The following is a 16079-nucleotide window of genomic DNA, read 5'->3' as shown; positions in this document are numbered from 1 at the left end:
ACCGGCTCAATTGGCGGATGGCCTCACGCAAACCCCTCTACCGTGTGAGACGTGAGCAGCAGCGGCCTCATCTACGCAGTCATCGTCGGGGCCTGGGCCGCCTACTTGGTGCCGATGTGGCTCCGTAGGCAGGACGAGCTGAACGAGGCCCGTCCAACGGAACGCTTCAGCACCGCCATCCGGCTCCTGTCCGGACGGGCGGGCATGGAGCGCCGGTACGCCAAGGACCTGCGGTCGCGCTCCGCCGACGAGGCGGAGTCCGACGCCGACGCTCCGGACGCCGTCACCGACTCGGTGGACGTCCGGGCCTTCGCCGTGTCCAGGACCCGACGGCACACCCGACCGGTCCCACCGCGGCAGACGGCGGAGCGGCCCGAGGCGGCACGCCCGCAGACGGGCGGCCCCGAGCGCGGCCCGAGACCCGGACCGTCCCCGGAAGCCGGCGACTCCTCCGGCACCGGCGCCGCACCGGCGCGGGCACGGGTGCCGCAGGCCCGGCGCGCACCCGTCTCACCGGCGGCCGCGGCCCGGGCCCGGCGCAGCAAGGTGCTCGCACGCCGCCGGCGCACGACCGTGATGCTGTTCCTGGCCTTCACCCTCGGCGCGGTCGTCGCGGCGGTCGGCGGGCTCGCCTTCCTGTGGGCACCAGGAGTGCCCGCGGTGCTGCTCAGCGCCTACATCGCCCACCTGCGCGCCCAGGAGCGCCGCCGCTTCGCCTTCCAGATGGACCGCCGCCAGGCCGAGGCCGCCGCGCAGCGACTGCGCGACCGCGACCCCCGCCCGCGCCGGCGCGGGCCCGCCCCCTCGGCCCCCGGCACCGTCGGCGACCTCGACGCCGAGGAGCCGGACGAGGGGCCCGAGGCGGAGCCCGCCGCCGGGATGTCGGCGCTCGCCGCGGACCGGCGGGCACTGGTCGAGCAGACCGACCACGCCGAGTGGGTGGACCAGCAGCGAGAACGCCGAGGGCGCCCGCAGGGCGACAGCTGGGACCCCGTCCCGGTGCCCCTGCCCACCTACGTCACCGCCCCGGTCGCCCCCCGCGCCACACCCGACGTGGACCTCGCGGCGCCGGACGCGTGGAGCTCGGCCCGCTCCAGTGCCGTGGCCCCCGACCGGGAGGGCGCCGCCCCCGCCGCCGGGCCGGACCGGGACCGCCCGGCGGACGCACCGGCCGAGGAGCGTCCCGAGACCCCGGGCCGCAGCGACGCCCGCCGCGCCGCGTCGGCCCGCCGGGCCAGGGAGCGGGGCCGCACGCCGCTCTTCGACCAGTACGAGGACGGCGACCGTCCCCGCGCGGCCAACGAGTAGCCGTAAGGGATTTTTGAGCAGGCCGGACGGGGTGCTAGAGTTTCACTCGTTGCAAGGGCCTGTGGCGCAGTCCGGTAGCGCACCTCGTTCGCATCGAGGGGGCCAGGGGTTCAAATCCCCTCAGGTCCACGCACATTGACGAAGGTCCCGTCCGATCATCACGATCGGACGGGACCTTCGTCGTTCCCGACAACCGTCCCGGGAGCGGTTCCGTTCTCGTTCTCGGGACGGCCCTGGCCGGGTGTCCGCGCCGCCGCCGTGGGCCCGGGCGGCCCGGCGGTGGCGGGAGGGCCTCAGCGGACCTGGAGGGCCTTCGCGTAGCAGAGGCTCTCCTCGTGGAAGCGGTAGTAGCCGAACTTTTCGCACGGCTCGTACCCGCTCGATGTGTAGAGGGCCACGGCCTCCGGCTGCTTGGTGCCGGTCTCCAGCACCATCCGGGTCCTGCCCGCCGCGCGGGCGTCCTCCTCCAGGGCGGCCAGGATGCGGCGCGCCAGCCCGCGCCCGCGCACCTGCTCGATCACGAACATCCGCTTGAGTTCGGCGTCCCCGTCGAGATTGCCCTCGTCGTTGGCGTCCTGGCTGCGCCAGCCGCCGGAGGCGACCGGGGTGTCGTTCTCGTCGTACGCGATCAGGTACAGGCCGTTCGGCGGGGTGAAGTCCGCCGGGTCCAGGTGCGTGGCGTCGCCGCCGTCGCCGTAGCGCAGGTCGTACTCGGCCTGGACCTCGTCGTTGAGCTTCACGGCGTCGGGGTGGTCGAAGGGGACCCGGCGTATGTTCATGCTTCCTACCGTATGTCGATGCGTAGTCCGGAGGGGGACATCGTCCAGTGTGCCGGTATCGTGCCGGGATGCTCACCGTGACCTCCGTCAACGTCAATGGCCTGCGCGCCGCCGCGAAGAAGGGCTTCGTGGAGTGGCTCGCCGACACCTCCGCCGACGTGCTGTGCCTCCAGGAGGTGCGGGCCGAACCCCACCAACTGCCCGAACACGTCCGTACGCCCGAGGGCTGGCATGTGACGCACGCTCCCGCCGCCGCCAAGGGGCGCGCGGGTGTCTCCCTCTACACGCGCCGTGAGCCCGACGCCGTCCGCGTCGGTTTCGGCTCGGCGGAGTTCGACACCGCCGGCCGCTACGTCGAGGCCGACCTGCCCGGTGTGACGATCGCCTCGCTCTACCTGCCCTCCGGCGAGGTCGGCACCGAGCGCCAGGACGAGAAGGTCCGCTTCATGGGGGAGTTCCTCGCCCACCTCAAGGGCCTGCGCGAGCGTGCCGCCGCCGAGGGGCGCGAGGTCGTCGTCTGCGGCGACTGGAACATCGCCCACCGCGAGGCCGACCTGAAGAACTGGCGCGCCAACAAGAAGAACTCCGGGTTCCTGCCGGAGGAGCGGGAGTGGCTGAGCCGCGTCCTCGACCCGGCCGAGGGCGGGTACGTGGACGTCGTGCGCGCGCTGCACCCGGACGTCGAGGGGCCGTACTCGTGGTGGTCGTACCGGGGGCGGGCCTTCGACAACGACAGCGGGTGGAGGATCGACCTCCACGCCGCCACCCCGGGCCTGGCCGCCAGGGCCGTCAAGGGGTACGTCGAGCGGGCCGCCACGCACGCCGAGCGCTGGTCGGACCACGCGCCGGTCACGGTGGTCTACGGCCCCTGACCACCGGGGCCAGGGCCTACTCCGACCCCTTCCGTATCCGCCGGTCCAACGCCAGCGACAGTTCCGCCTCCACCACGCTGCGGGCCAGTGGGCGCAGGCGGTGGAGTTCCCGTTCGGGGGCGTGGCGCAGGATCAGGTCGGCGAAGAGTGCGGCGAGGGCGTCGGCGTGTTCGCGGACGCGGGCGCCGGCCTGGAGGACCTCGCCGAGCGGGATGCCCTCGCGGACCAGGGCCGAGGAGACCTCCAGCAGGCGGTGGCTGATGTGGACGAGTTCGTCGCCGTCGGTGCCGAGGTAGCCCAGCTCCATCGCGGCGGCCAGGTTCTCCGGGGTGACCTCGCCCTCGAAGCGGGCGGCGAGTTCCTCGGGGGTGAGGCGGACCGGGGTCTCCTCGGTCGGCTCGCCGAGGCCGAGCAGGTCGCCGACGTCCCGGCCGTGGTCGAAGGCGTCGGCCAGTTCCGCGATGCCGTTCAGGGTGTGGCCGCGGTCGAGCAGCGCCGCGATGGTGCGCAGCCGGGCCAGGTGGTGGTCGTCGTACCAGGCGATGCGGCCCTCGCGGCGGGGTGGCGGGATCAGTTTGCGTTCGCGGTAGAAGCGCAGGGTGCGCACCGTGATGCCGGCCAGCCGGGCCAGTTCCTCCATGCGGTATTCGCGCTTCTCGGTCACGCCGTCGACCCTATGGCGTACCGCCGGTAACTTTCTTCCGCCCGACCCCTACCCATGAGTACGGAGCTGCTCTACGCTCCCATTGCGCCAGTGTTCACTGGCAAGGTTCCAGACGGTTCCAGGTTCCAGACGGTCCAGGCAAGCGTGGAGGCTCAGGGATGGCCGAGCACGAGCAGGTTCACGAACACGTACGGGTGGCGGTGATCGGGTCCGGCTTCGGCGGGCTGGGGGCCGCCGTGCGGCTGCGGCACGAAGGGATCACCGACTTCGTCGTACTGGAGCGGTCCGGCAGCGTCGGGGGCACCTGGCGGGACAACAGCTACCCCGGCTGCGCCTGCGACGTGCCGTCCCACCTCTACTCCTTCTCCTTCGCCCCCAACCCCGAGTGGCCGCGCACCTTCTCCGGGCAGGAGCACATCCGCGCCTACCTGGAGCACGTCACCGACACCTTCGGGCTCCGTCCCCACCTGCGCTTCGACTCGGAGGTGAAGCGGATGGCGTGGGACACCGAGCAGCTGCGGTGGGAGATCGAGACCGTGCGCGGCACGCTCACCGCCGACGTCGTCGTGTCCGCCACCGGGCCGCTGTCCGACCCCAAGATCCCGGACATCCCGGGGCTCGACTCCTTCCCCGGCAAGGTCTTCCACTCCGCCCGCTGGGACCACGACTACGACCTCACCGGCAAGCGCGTCGCGATGATCGGCACCGGCGCCTCCGCCATCCAGATCGTGCCGTCCATCCAGCCGAAGGTGGGCCGGCTCACCCTCTTCCAGCGCACCCCGGCCTGGGTGATGCCCCGCATGGACCGGGCCATCAGCGGCGTCGAACGCGCCCTGCACCGGGCGGTGCCCGCCACCACCAGGCTCCGCCGCGGGCTGCTGTGGGGCATCCGGGAACTCCAGGTGCAGGCGTTCACCAAGCACCCCAACGAGCTGGGCTTCGTCGAGCAGATCGCCAAGCGCAACATGGGCGCCGCGATCAAGGACCCGGCCCTGCGCGCCAAGCTCACCCCCGGCTACCGCATCGGCTGCAAGCGGATCCTGCTGTCGAGCACCTACTACCCGGCGCTCGCCCGGCCCAATGTGGACGTGGTCGCCGGGGGCCTGAGCGAGGTGCGCGGGTCGACGCTCGTCGCCGCCGACGGCACCGAGGCCGAGGCGGACGCGATCATCTTCGGCACCGGCTTCCACGTCACCGACATGCCCATCGCCGAGCGCGTCGTGGGCGCGGACGGGCGGACGCTGGCCGAGACGTGGAAGGGCGGCATGGAGGCGCTGCGCGGCGGCACGGCGGCCGGCTTCCCCAACTTCATGACGGTCATCGGGCCCAACACCGGCCTCGGGAACTCGTCCATGATCCTGATGATCGAGTCCCAGCTGAACTACATGGCGGACTACCTGCGGCAGTTGACCGTCCTCGGCGGCCGCACCGCCCTCGACCCGCGCCCCGCCGCCGTGCGCAACTGGAACCACCGGGTGCAGGAGCGCATGAAGCGCACCGTGTGGAACACCGGCGGCTGCACCAGCTGGTACCTGGACGCGAGCGGCCGCAACACCACCGTCTGGCCCGGCACCACCGCCGAGTTCCGGCGCGAGACGCGCCGCGTGGACCTCGCCGAGTACCAGGTGCTGCGCCCGGCTCCCGCGAAGGCCGCCGACGCGGACGCCGCGGCGAGGGCCGCCGACGCGGACGCCGAGGTGAGCGCGTGAGCCGCCTGCTGCACGTCGCCGACGGGCCGTACGCCCCGCCCGTGCCCGCCCGCGAGCTGACCGTCACCGCCGCCGACGGCGCCCGGATCCACGTCGAGGTGCACGGCCCCGAAGGCGCGCCCGCGGTCGTCCTCGCGCACGGCTGGTGCTGCTCCACCGCCTTCTGGGCGGCGCAGATCCGCGAACTGGCCGCCGACCACCGCGTCATCGCCTACGACCAGCGCGGCCACGGACGCAGCCCGGCCAACCCGGCCTACGGCACCGAGCCGCTCGCCGACGACCTCGAAGCCGTCCTGGACGCCACCCTCGCGCCGGGCGAGCGGGCCGTGATCGCCGGGCACTCCATGGGCGGGATGACGCTGATGGCCGCGGCGGGACGGCCCGCGGTGCGCGAGCACGCGGCGGCCGTCCTGCTGTGCAGCACGGGCAGCGCGCGGCTGGTGGCGTCCGCCACCGTGCTGCCGATGCGGGCGGGCCGGGTACGCACCTGGCTGACCCGGCGGATCCTGGGCTCCCGGGCGCCGCTCGGGCCGGTCACACCGCTCGCCCGCCGGATCCTCAAGTACGGGACGATGGGCCCCGGTTCGGGTCCGGACATGGTCGAGGCCTGCGCCCGGATCGTGCACGCCTGCCCGAGCCGGGTGCGGCACGGCTGGTCCCAGGTGCTCGACCTGCTCGACCTCGACCACGGCGTACGGGAGTTGCGGATGCCGGTGGAGATCGTGGTCGGTACGGCGGACCGGCTGACCCCGCCCGTGCAGGCCCGTGCGCTGGCCGCCGCGCTGCCCGACTGCGTGGGCCTGACGGAACTGCCGGGGCTCGGCCACATGACGCCGGTGGAGGCCCCGGACCTGGTCAGCGGCAAGATACGGGCCCTCGCCGCCACCTACATACCCAGCGCACGCGGTGAGCGTGCCGTACCCGTCGAGGAGAGCGCATGAGCAGGGTGAGCCTGGAAGGACGGGTCGCCGTCGTCACCGGAGCGGCGCGGGGCGTCGGGGAGTTGATGGCCCGCAAGCTGTCGGCGCGCGGGGTGAAGGTGGCCCTGGTCGGGCTGGAGCCCGACGAACTCAAGCAGGTCTCCGCCCGGTTGCACAGCGACAGCGACCACTGGCACGCCGACGTCACCGACCACGAGGCGATGGCCCGGGTGGCGGCGGAGGTCCAGGAGCGGTTCGGCAAGGTCGACATCGTCGTCGCCAACGCCGGTGTGGCCACCGGCGGTCCCTTCGTCGACTCCGACCCGGAGTCCTGGCGGCGGGTCATCGAGGTCAACCTGATCGGCTCGGCCGTCACCGCCCGCGCCTTCCTGCCCGCGCTGCTGGAGAGCCGCGGCTACCTGCTCCAGATCGCCTCGCTGGCCGCCCTCACCCCCGCCCCGATGATGAGCGCCTACTGCGCCTCCAAGTCCGGTGTGGAGGCGTACGCGCACAGCCTGCGCGGCGAGGTCGGGCACCGGGGCGTGAAGGTCGGCGTCGGCTACCTGTCCTGGACCGACACCGACATGGTGCGCGGCGCCGACCAGGACGACGTCATGCGGGAGTTGCGACAGCGGCTGCCCTGGCCGTCGAACAAGACGTACCCGCTGGGCCCGGCGGTCGACCGGCTCGTGGAGGGCGTCGAGCGCCGCTCCGCGCACGTGTACGGGCAGTGGTGGCTGCGCGGCATGCAGGGCGTGCGCGGCTGTCTGCCGGCCGTCATCGGCACCGTCGGGCAGCGCGAGATGCGGCGCTTCGGCGACCGGCTCAACGGCCTGCGGGTGGGCCTGGTCGGGGCCGGTGGAGCGGCCGACGAACAGCGCCGGACCAGTACGACTACGGTCCGTAAGTGATCGACATGCGCACGGTCACGGCCCGTGTGAATCTGATCGAGCGCCCGGCCGATCCGGTCGGGCCCGATCACCACAGGAGTGAGCCCACATGGGTATGAAGGACCAGTTCCAGGACAAGGCCGAGCGCATGCAGCAGCAGGGCAAGCAGCGTGCCGAGCAGGCGCGGGACCAGTTCCAGAACCGCGACCGCCGTCGCGACGAGGACGACATGGACCCGTCCTCCCCGGCCGCGCGCCGCCGCGAGTCGGAGCACCCGAACCCGTCCTCGCGCCGCCGCGACGAGGACGAGCGCCTCCAGGACAGCTTCGACGCCTGACGCGCCGCCGCTGAGGTGAGAGGGCGCCCCCCGGTCGTCACGGGTGGGCGCCCTTTCCCGTGCTCCCAGGGGTTTCACGGGGCGATTCCCACTCCCGCGGCGGCAGCGGCGGACGCGAGCGGTCCGGTACGGCGTCATAACCGGGCGGCGTGGCGGGCGGGTTGGTCTCCAGCAGCTCCAGGGCCAGCCGCACCGCCTCGTCCAGGACCGGATAGCGGCCCTCGGCCCAGTCCAGCGGTGTGCGCAGCGCCTCGACGTCGGGGGCGACGCCGTAGTTCTCCACGGACCAGCCGTAGGCGTCGAACCAGGCCGCGTTCATCGGCACCGTGATCACCGAGCCGTCGCCGAGCCGGTGCCGGCCGGTCATGCCGACCACGCCGCCCCAGGTGCGCTGCCCGACCACCGGGCCGAGGCGCAGCAGCTTGAACGCGGCCGTGATCATGTCGCCGTCCGAGGACGTCGCCTCGTCGGCGACCGCGACGACCGGACCGCGCGGCGCGTTGGAGGTGTACGACACCGGCTGGGCGTCCCGCGTCAGGTCCCAGCCCAGGATGGTCCGGGTCAGTTTCTCGATGACCAGCTCGCTGATGTGTCCGCCCGCGTTGCCGCGCACGTCCACGATGAGCGCGGGCCGGGACACCTCCATGCGCAGGTCGCGGTTGAACTGCGCCCAGCCGGAACCGCCCATGTCGGGGATGTGCAGGTAGCCGCACCGGCCGCCGCTCAGCTCCCGCACCACCTCGCGGCGTTTGGCCACCCAGTCCTGGTAGCGCAGGGGGCGTTCGTCGACCAGCGGGACGACGGCGACCCGGCGGGAGGGGCCCCGGCATCCCTCGCCGGGCGAGAAGGTCAGCTCCACCGTCGTACCGCCCGCGCCCGCCAGCAGCGGGGAGGGGCCGAGGACCGGATCGACCGGGCGGCCGTCGACGTGGGTCAGGACGGCTCCGTCGCGGATGCCCGTGCCGGCCAGCGGGGAGCGGGCCTTGGAGTCGGAGGAGTCGCCCGGCAGGATCCGCTTGGCCACCCACCGCCCGTCCCGGCAGACGAAGTTGGCGCCGAGCAGGCCCTGCCAGCGCTGGTAGTGCGCCGGGCCCTCGTTGCGCCGGGCGGCGACGACGTAGGCGTGCGAGGTGCCCAGCTCGCCGAGCACCTCGCGCAGCAGGTCGGCGAACTCGTCGGGGGAGGCGACCCGTTCGAGCAGCGGGCGGTACTGGTCGAGGACCGCGTCCCAGTCGATGCCGCACATGCCGGGGTCCCAGAAGTAGGCGCGGATCAGCCGCCCCGCCTCGTCGTACGCCTGGCGCCACTCGGCGGCCGGGTCGACCTCGTGCAGGATGCGGCGCAGGTCGATCCAGGTGGTCGAGTCTCCGTCGCCCGCCTCGGTCGCCGGTACGGCGCGCAGCTCGCCCTCGTCGAGCACGACCAGGCGGCTGCCGTCGCCGCTGACCCGGAACCAGTCGAGGTGGTCGACCAGTTCGGACTTCTTCGCCTTGGCCAGGTTGAAGTGTTCCAGCGTGGGCCGTTCGCTCGGGTCGGCCGGGTTGGCGAAGGTCTCGCCGAGCGCGCCCGAGATCGGCCAGCGCAGCCAGACCAGGCCGCCGCCCGCGACCGGCTCCAGCGCCGAGTACTTGGAGGCGGTGACCGGGAACGGCGTCACCCGGTTCTCCAGCCCCTCGACCTCGACGGTGACCGCGCCGCCCTCGCCGGGCTCGTCCTCCAGGGGGTCGAGGCCCCCGGCCGCGGGGCGGCCCTCGGGGTTGAGGGCGAAGGGGGAGGGGGTGGCGGAGGACAGCGGCACCAGGTAGGGGCGGCAGCCCAGCGGGAAGGACAGGTCGCCGGTGTGCACGTCGTACACCGGGTCGAAGCCGCGCCAGGACAGGAAGGCGAGGTAGCGGCCGTCCCGGGTGAACACCGGGTTCTCGTCCTCGAAGCGGCCGTTGGTGACGTCGACGACGAGGGTGCCCTCCGGGCCGTCGATCCGGGCCATCTTGATCTGCCGCAGGGTGCGTCCGATGCCGGGGTGCGACCAGGTGAGCCAGGTCCCGTCGGGGGAGAAGGCGAGGTCGCGCACGGGGCCGTTGACGGAGCGGATCAGCTCGGTGACCCGGCCTCCGGCGGTCGCGGGGGTGCCGGGGGCGCCCGGTGCCGCGGTGCCGCCGATGCGCGGGTCCGCGTCGGCCGGTCCGATGCCGGGGTCCGCGTCGGCCGGTCCGGCCGGTCCGGAGCCGGGGCGGGCGTCGTCGCGGGGGATGCCTGGGCGGGGGGCTTCGGCCGGGGGGCCGCCTGCCGTCGTGTCTCCTGCGACGGGGCCGCCTGCCGTCGTGCTGTTGACCGGCGTGCCGCCGGGCGTCGGCTCGCTGCCCGGGGGTTCGCTGCCCGGGGGTGCGCTCGGGGTCGGGTCGCTGTCCGCGGGGTCGCTTGCCGTCGGCTCGCTGTTCGTCGGTTCGCTGTTCGTCGGCTCGCCTTCGGCGGGGCTGTCTCCCCCCGTACCCGTACCCGTACCCGTGCCCGTGCCCGTGCCCGGCTCGTTGCCCTCCGCCGCGTCCGCCGCGTCCGCCGCGTCCGCCGCGTCCGCCGCGTCCGCCGCGTCCGCCGCGTCCGCCGCGTCCGCCGCGTCCGCCGCGTACCCGGCGTCCACCGCCTCCAGCGTCCGTGTCACCTCCGTGTCCGGCTCCGCGACGTCGAGGATCAGCAGCCGTCCGTCGTGCGAGGCGACGGCGAGGCGGTCGCCCGCGGGGTCCGAGACCAGCTCCAGGACCCGGCCGAGGCGTCCGGAGGCCAGCCGTCGGGCCGCGCGGCCTCCGGTCGCCCGGGGCAGGTAGGAGATCTCGACGGCGTCCTCGCCCTCCGCGTCCGTCACGTACGCGATCCGTCCGCTCTCCCCGAGCATCTCCGGCAGCCGCACCCGTACCCCCGGGGTGTCCGCGATGGTGCGGGCCGGGCCGTCGCGGTGGGTGAGCCAGTACAGGCTGCCGCGTACGACGACGGCGCTCGCGCGGCCCGTCTCGTCGACCGAGACGCCGCCCACGTGCTGCGCAGCGGGCACCTGGTACGTACGCCGTCCCGCGCGCGGCCCGCTCAGCCGCACGTCGAGCCGGCGCGGGGCCGAGCCGGGCGCGAGGTCCTCCACGATCCACAGGTCGCCCGCGCACTGGTACACCACCCGGGTGCCGTCGCTCGACGCGTTGCGGGCGTAGAACGCGTCGTGGTCGGTGTGGCGGCGCAGGTCGGTGCCGTCGTGGGCGCAGGAGTAGAGGTTGCCGACGCCCTCGTGGTCGGAGAGGAAGGCGATCCGGCCGCCGACGAACAGGGGGGCGGCGAGGTGTCCGCCGAGGTCGGGCAGGAGCCGCTCGCCGTGCAGCCAGAGCCGGCCGGTGGCGCCGCCCCGGTAGCGCTTCCAGGCGGCAGGCTCGTGCGGCGGGGTGCCGGTCAGGAGGAGGATTTTGCGCTCCCCGTCGAGATCGGCGGCCTGGATGTCGGTGACCGGCCCCCAGGGCAGCTTGCGGCCGGGGTCGCCGTCGGGGGTGACCTTGTAGGCCCATGTGAGGTGCGAGAAGGGCTCGCCGTGCGAGGCGACGGCGAGGACGGCGGTGCTCCCGTCGGGATCCGGGGGCGACCAGCCGCAGACCCGGGTGTCGAAGCCGCCCCAGTGGGTGAGCTGCCGTCCGGGGCCGCCGTCCACCGGCACCAGGTGGACCTCCGGCACCAGACTGCGCCAGCTGGTGTACGCGATGTGGCGGCCGTCGGGGGAGAAGCGCGGGGGACCGGCCTTGGTGCGGTCGACGGTGAGCCGCCAGGCCCGGCCCGGACCGTCGAGGGAGGCGAGCCAGAGGTCGTCCTCGGCCACGAAGCACAGCCGGTCGCCACTGAGGTGCGGAAGGCGCAGATAACTCACCCACCCCATGCTTTTCCGGGCGCCGGGTACCGGCAACTTATGCGGTGCCGACAACCGTGACCCACGCCACGAACGAAACCGTTTCGTTTCGTTAGGGGGTGGGGTACATTCGTCGTGTACGAAACGGTGTCGTTCTGGTCCGGGGGACCGGGCCGAACGGGACGGAGAGGAGTGAGCGAGATGACGGAGACCGTCACCGCGCGCCGCAGCCGGATCACTCCCGAGCGCGAGGCCGAGCTGTACGAGGCCGTGCTCGACCTGCTCCGCGAAGTCGGTTACGACGCCCTCACCATGGACGCCGTGGCCGCCCGCACCCGGTCCAGCAAGGCGACGCTCTACCGCCAGTGGGGCGGCAAGCCGGAGCTGGTCGTGAAGGCCATCCGGCACAACAAGCCGGGCGAGATCGGCGACGTCGACACCGGCTCGCTCCGCGGCGACCTGCACGCCCTGATGGTGCGCGAGGACGACTGCACCATGGAGCAGAACTCCGCGCTGATGCGGGGTGTCGCCATGGCGCTGCACCAGAACCCGGACCTCCGCCAGGCGTTCCGGGAACAGCTCATCGAACCGGAGATGGCGGAGTTCCAGCGTGTGCTGCAACGCGCCGTCGACCGCGGTGAGATCAGAGCGGACTGTCCGGCGCTGGACTTCCTCGTGCACATGATGGTCGGCGGTTTCGCGACCCGCACGCTGCTGGACGACCAGCCGCCGACCCGGGCGTTCCTCGCCTCCTACATCGACGCCGTGATCCTCCCCGCCCTCGGCGTCTCCACCCACTGACACGTCCCTGCACCCCAGTGACACCGAGCCCCACCTGACGTATCCGCTCACGTCGTCGGGCTGATCACCCCTGCCCTGAAGACCCACGACCTGACCGGGAGTACGCCCTCGTGGCCACGTTCCTCTACAAACTCGGCCGGCTCGCCTTCCGCCGACGGCACTTCGTCGCCCTGATCTGGGTGGCCCTGCTGACGCTCGCCGGCGTCGGCGCGGCCAGCGCCCCGCCCGCCGGCAACTCCTCCTTCTCCATCCCCGGTACGGAGGCCCAGAAGGCCTTCGACCTGCTGGAACAGCGCTTCCCCGGCCAGAGCGCCGACGGGGCGACCGCACGCGTCGTCTTCAAGGCACCGTCCGGCCAGAAGATGACGGACGCCGGCAACAAGGCGACCGTCGCGAAGACCGTCGACGAACTCGCGGACGGCTCCGAGGTCGCCTCGGTCACCAACCCCTACACCGGCGACGCCGTCAGCAAGGACGGCACGATCGCCTACGCCTCGGTGAAGTACGACGTCTCCGGCATGGAGTTGGAGGAGTCCACCAAGGACGCCCTGGAGGACGCCGCCCAGCAGGCGCGCGACGCCGGGCTGACCGTCGAGATCGGCGGTGACGCGCTCCAGGCCGTCCCGGAGACCGGCGCCACCGAGGTCATCGGCATCGCGGTCGCCGCGGTCGTCCTGGTCATCACCTTCGGCTCGCTGGTCGCGGCCGGGCTGCCCCTGCTCACCGCCCTGATCGGCGTCGGCATCGGCGTCTCCTCGATCACCGCGCTGGCGAGCGCGCTCGAACTGGGCTCGACCACCTCCATCCTGGCGATGATGATCGGCCTCGCGGTCGGCATCGACTACGCCCTGTTCATCGTCTCCCGCTACCGCGCGGAACTCGCCGAGGGGCGCGAGCGCGAGGAGGCCGCCGGACGGGCGGTCGGCACCGCGGGCTCGGCGGTCGTCTTCGCCGGCCTCACCGTCGTCATCGCCCTGGTGGGCCTCGCGGTCGTCAACATCCCGATGCTCACCAAGATGGGCGTCGCGGCGGCCGGCACCGTCGCCATCGCGGTCCTGATCGCCCTGACGATGATCCCCGCGCTGCTCGGCTACGCCGGCCGCCGGGTCAAGCCGGCGGGTGCGAAGGGCAAGCGGCTAGGCCGCCTCCGCAAGGGCGAGCCGAAGACCGACGAGCCGGACGGCCGGCCCAAGGCCAACCTGGGCACCCGCTGGGCGAGCTTCGTCGTCCGCCGGCCCCTGGCCGTCCTCCTCCTGGGCGTCATCGGCCTCGGCGCCGCCGCGGTCCCCGCGACCTCCCTGGAACTGGGCCTGCCCGACGACGGCTCCCAGCCCGCGTCCACGACTCAGCGCCGCGCCTACGACCTGCTGTCGGAGGGCTTCGGCCCCGGTTTCAACGGCCCCCTGGTGGTCGTCGTGGACGCCAAGGGCAGCGACGCCCCCAAGGACGCCTTCACCGACGTCGAGAAGCGGATCAAGGACCTCGACGGCGTCGTGGCGGTGACCCCGCCCTCCCCCAACAAGGGCGGCGACACCGCGACGATCACCGTGATCCCGGACTCCAAGCCGTCCTCCGTGCAGACCGAGGACCTGGTGCACGCCATCCGTGACGCGGGCGGCGACATCGAGGCCAAGACCGGCGCCGAGACCCTGGTCACCGGCTCGACGGCGATGAACATCGACGTCAGCCAGAAGCTCAACGACGCGCTGGTGCCTTACCTCGTCCTGGTCGTCGGCCTGGCCTTCCTCCTGCTGATCGTGGTCTTCCGCTCGATCCTGGTCCCGCTCAAGGCGGCCCTCGGCTTCCTGCTCTCCGTCATGGCGGCCCTCGGCGCGGTCGTCGCGGTCTTCCAGTGGGGCTGGCTGGCCGGCCTGATGGGCGTCGAGGAGACCGGACCGGTCATGTCGATGATGCCGATCTTCATGGTCGGCGTGGTCTTCGGCCTGGCCATGGACTACGAGGTCTTCCTGGTCACCCGGATGCGGGAGGCCTACGTCCACGGCGAGAAGCCGAACCAGGCCGTCGTCACCGGCTTCAAGCACGGCGCCCGGGTCGTCACCGCCGCGGCCGTGATCATGATGGCGGTCTTCGCGGGCTTCATCGGCTCCAGCGAGTCGATGGTGAAGATGATCGGCTTCGGCCTCGCGATCGCCGTCTTCTTCGACGCGTTCGTCGTCCGCATGGCCATCGTCCCCGCGGTCCTCGCCCTGCTCGGCAAGAAGGCCTGGTGGCTGCCGAAGTGGCTGGACCGCGCGCTGCCCAACGTGGACGTCGAGGGCGAGGGCCTGCGCACGGCCGAGGAGCGGGGCGCCGGCCCCGACGAACGGGAGCTGGTGCGCACCTGACCGTCCGCACCCGACCGTCCGCACCTGAGCGTCCGCCTCTGACGGAGGACGGCACAGACCAGCCGGTGAGGGTTCCGTGGGGACGGGGCTGCCCTCACCGGCTTCCTCCGTCGCGGGGCACCCGACGGCCCCGTAACCCGGTCGCCTGTGGGCTACACGTACCGCTACGGTGCGGTCCATGACGACGACCGACGACGCCTCCGCCTCCGACTCCGCCGCCCACCCGCGCTTCGCCGCCGCCCTGGGCGAAGTGGGCCTGGGCGAACTGGCCGGACGGGCCCGGCGCTTCCCGGAGGCCACGCGCACCGCCACCGAGGCCGCCGCCGCCATCGGGTGCGAGCTGAGCCAGATCTGCAAGTCGCTCATCTTCGCCGCCGACGGCGTGCCCGTCCTCGTCCTCATGGACGGCGCCTCCCGCGTCGACCTGGACCGGGTCCGCGAGGAACTCGGCGCCGACCAGGTCACCCGGGCCAAGGCCGACGTCGTCCGGGAGACGACCGGGTACGCGATCGGCGGCGTGCCGCCCTTCGGGCACCGCACCAGGACCCGGGTGCTGGCCGACCGGTCCCTGCTCGCCCACGACATCGTCTGGGCCGCCGCCGGCACCCCGTACGCCGTCTTCCCGATGGAGCCCAAGGACCTCGTCGCCACCGCCGGCGCCACCCTCGTGGACGTGCGCGAGCGCTCCGCGTGACCCCGCTGGTCACCGCCGCCGTCCTGCTCGCGGCGGTCACCCACGCCAGCTGGAACGCCATCGCCCACCGGATCGCCGACAAGCTGACCGGCTTCGCGCTGATCTCCGGCGGCGGGATGCTCATCGGCCTCGCGCTGCTGCCGTTCACGGCGTTCCCGGCGGCCGGGGCATGGCCCTACCTCCTGGTCTCCGCCGCCGTCCACATCGCGTACTACGCCCTGCTGATGCGCTCCTTCCGGCTGGGCGACTTCGGCCAGGCCTACCCGATCGCCCGCGGCAGCGCACCGCTGCTGGTCACCGTCCTCGCCGCCGTCTTCGCCCACGAGGTGCCGGACGGCTGGGCTACCGGGGGCATCCTGGTCTCCTGCGCGGGACTGACCGGCGTCGCCCTGTGGGGGCTGCGCGGCCGCCGGCCCGACTGGGCGGCCATCGGCGCCGCCCTGGCGACCGGCGTGACCATCGCGGCGTACACGGTCGTCGACGGCCTCGGCGTGCGCGCCTCCGGCTCCTCCCTCGGCTACATCGCCTGGCTGATGGCAGTGCAGGGGACGGTCCTGCCGGCGTACTTCCTGTACCGGCACCGCGCCGGGTCCTGGGCGCTGCTGCGGCCGCAGGCCGGTCTCGGACTGGTCGGCGCGGCGCTGTCCGTCACCGCCTACGCCCTGGTCCTGTGGGCGCAGACCCGGGCCGAACTCGCGCCCATCGCCGCCCTGCGCGAGTCGTCGATCCTGGTCGGCGCCGCGATAGGGGCCCTCTTCTTCAAGGAGCGGTTCGGCGCGCCCCGGATCGCGGCGGCCGGCCTGCTGGTCGTCGGGATCGGGCTGATGCTGCGCACGGGATAGCCGAGCCCGCCCGGATGGTGCGTACGGCCGTCGCGAGGCGCACC

At 73.3% G+C, this 16079-nt stretch carries 13 protein-coding genes and 1 tRNA gene; 11 read left to right on the top strand and 3 right to left on the bottom strand.

Annotation, left to right across the window (positions count from 1 at the left end):
- Positions 1-51: 51 nt before the first annotated feature.
- Together sepX and IE94_RS0130540 are read left to right on the top strand one after the other, a co-directional pair.
- Positions 52-1308 carry a divisome protein SepX/GlpR gene (gene sepX, locus IE94_RS0130545; protein ID WP_030190681.1) on the top strand — a complete coding sequence of 419 codons (1257 nt, stop codon included), beginning with the start codon at positions 52-54 and terminating at the stop codon, positions 1306-1308.
- 55 nt (positions 1309-1363) lie between these two features.
- A tRNA-Ala gene (locus IE94_RS0130540) sits at positions 1364-1437 on the top strand.
- A gap of 164 nt (positions 1438-1601) precedes the next feature.
- Here the strand turns inward: IE94_RS0130540 and IE94_RS0130535 are convergent.
- Positions 1602-2087, bottom strand: a complete 486-nt coding sequence (locus IE94_RS0130535; RefSeq protein ID WP_030190679.1) for a GNAT family N-acetyltransferase — start codon at positions 2085-2087, stop codon at positions 1602-1604.
- Positions 2088-2155: 68 nt separating this feature from the next.
- On the opposite strand from IE94_RS0130535, the gene IE94_RS0130530 reads away from it, so the two are divergent.
- Entirely contained in the window at positions 2156-2959 is an 804-nt protein-coding gene (locus IE94_RS0130530) for an exodeoxyribonuclease III (RefSeq protein ID WP_030190677.1), read from the top strand.
- A gap of 16 nt (positions 2960-2975) precedes the next feature.
- Here the strand turns inward: IE94_RS0130530 and IE94_RS0130525 are convergent, their stop codons facing one another.
- Positions 2976-3623: a MerR family transcriptional regulator gene (locus IE94_RS0130525; protein ID WP_030190675.1), complete on the bottom strand. Its 648-nt coding sequence runs from the start codon at positions 3621-3623 to the stop codon at positions 2976-2978.
- Between the two features lie 158 nt (positions 3624-3781).
- On the opposite strand from IE94_RS0130525, the gene IE94_RS0130520 reads away from it, so the two are divergent.
- The 4 genes from IE94_RS0130520 (at position 3782) to IE94_RS0130505 (ending at position 7479) form a co-directional block, all read left to right on the top strand.
- The gene (locus IE94_RS0130520) at positions 3782-5332 is read left to right on the top strand and encodes a flavin-containing monooxygenase (RefSeq protein WP_030190673.1); all 1551 of its coding nucleotides are present in this window, start codon (positions 3782-3784) and stop codon (positions 5330-5332) included.
- Positions 5329-6273, top strand: coding sequence for an alpha/beta fold hydrolase (locus IE94_RS0130515; RefSeq protein WP_030190670.1), 945 nt, complete (start codon positions 5329-5331; stop codon positions 6271-6273). Before IE94_RS0130520 ends, IE94_RS0130515 begins: the two co-directional genes overlap by 4 nt.
- A complete protein-coding gene (locus IE94_RS0130510) occupies positions 6270-7163 on the top strand; it encodes an SDR family oxidoreductase (RefSeq protein WP_030190668.1) in 894 nt (297 codons plus the stop codon). Before IE94_RS0130515 ends, IE94_RS0130510 begins: the two co-directional genes overlap by 4 nt.
- Positions 7164-7251: 88 nt before the next feature.
- Positions 7252-7479 carry a hypothetical protein gene (locus tag IE94_RS0130505; RefSeq protein ID WP_030190666.1) on the top strand — a complete coding sequence of 76 codons (228 nt, stop codon included), beginning with the start codon at positions 7252-7254 and terminating at the stop codon, positions 7477-7479.
- 37 nt (positions 7480-7516) lie between these two features.
- Here the strand turns inward: IE94_RS0130505 and IE94_RS36255 are convergent, their stop codons facing one another.
- Entirely contained in the window at positions 7517-11383 is a 3867-nt protein-coding gene (locus IE94_RS36255; protein ID WP_063829750.1) for a S41 family peptidase, read from the bottom strand.
- A gap of 171 nt (positions 11384-11554) precedes the next feature.
- On the opposite strand from IE94_RS36255, the gene IE94_RS0130490 reads away from it, so the two are divergent.
- From IE94_RS0130490 to IE94_RS0130475, 4 genes are all read left to right on the top strand, one after another.
- Entirely contained in the window at positions 11555-12154 is a 600-nt protein-coding gene (locus IE94_RS0130490) for a TetR/AcrR family transcriptional regulator (protein WP_030190664.1), read from the top strand.
- Positions 12155-12264: 110 nt separating this feature from the next.
- Positions 12265-14499 (top strand): MMPL family transporter, encoded by a 2235-nt coding sequence (locus IE94_RS0130485; RefSeq protein ID WP_030190661.1) that lies wholly within the window; start codon positions 12265-12267, stop codon positions 14497-14499.
- 178 nt (positions 14500-14677) lie between these two features.
- Positions 14678-15193: a YbaK/EbsC family protein gene (locus IE94_RS0130480; protein ID WP_030190659.1), complete on the top strand. Its 516-nt coding sequence runs from the start codon at positions 14678-14680 to the stop codon at positions 15191-15193.
- Entirely contained in the window at positions 15190-16035 is an 846-nt protein-coding gene (locus IE94_RS0130475; protein ID WP_030190657.1) for a DMT family transporter, read from the top strand. Before IE94_RS0130480 ends, IE94_RS0130475 begins: the two co-directional genes overlap by 4 nt.
- Positions 16036-16079: the final 44 nt, after the last annotated feature.

Origin of the sequence: Streptomyces violaceorubidus (genome assembly GCF_000717995.1) — a bacterium.
GTDB classification, from domain to species: domain Bacteria; phylum Actinomycetota; class Actinomycetes; order Streptomycetales; family Streptomycetaceae; genus Streptomyces; species Streptomyces violaceorubidus.
Note: the sequence above shows the minus strand (reverse complement) of the source record. Positions and strands in the feature narration are given on the sequence as shown.

What these genes read in the sequence shown, in the direction of transcription:
- IE94_RS0130535 (WP_030190679.1), bottom strand. Translation starts at nt 2,087, where the DNA reads ATGAACATACGCCGGGTCCCCTTCGACCACCCCGACGCCGTGAAGCTC.
- IE94_RS0130530 (WP_030190677.1), top strand. Translation starts at nt 2,156, where the DNA reads ATGCTCACCGTGACCTCCGTCAACGTCAATGGCCTGCGCGCCGCCGCG.
- IE94_RS0130520 (WP_030190673.1), top strand. Translation starts at nt 3,782, where the DNA reads ATGGCCGAGCACGAGCAGGTTCACGAACACGTACGGGTGGCGGTGATC.
- IE94_RS0130510 (WP_030190668.1), top strand. Translation starts at nt 6,270, where the DNA reads ATGAGCAGGGTGAGCCTGGAAGGACGGGTCGCCGTCGTCACCGGAGCG.
- IE94_RS0130505 (WP_030190666.1), top strand. Translation starts at nt 7,252, where the DNA reads ATGGGTATGAAGGACCAGTTCCAGGACAAGGCCGAGCGCATGCAGCAG.
- IE94_RS36255 (WP_063829750.1), bottom strand. Translation starts at nt 11,383, where the DNA reads ATGGGGTGGGTGAGTTATCTGCGCCTTCCGCACCTCAGTGGCGACCGG.
- IE94_RS0130490 (WP_030190664.1), top strand. Translation starts at nt 11,555, where the DNA reads ATGACGGAGACCGTCACCGCGCGCCGCAGCCGGATCACTCCCGAGCGC.
- IE94_RS0130480 (WP_030190659.1), top strand. Translation starts at nt 14,678, where the DNA reads ATGACGACGACCGACGACGCCTCCGCCTCCGACTCCGCCGCCCACCCG.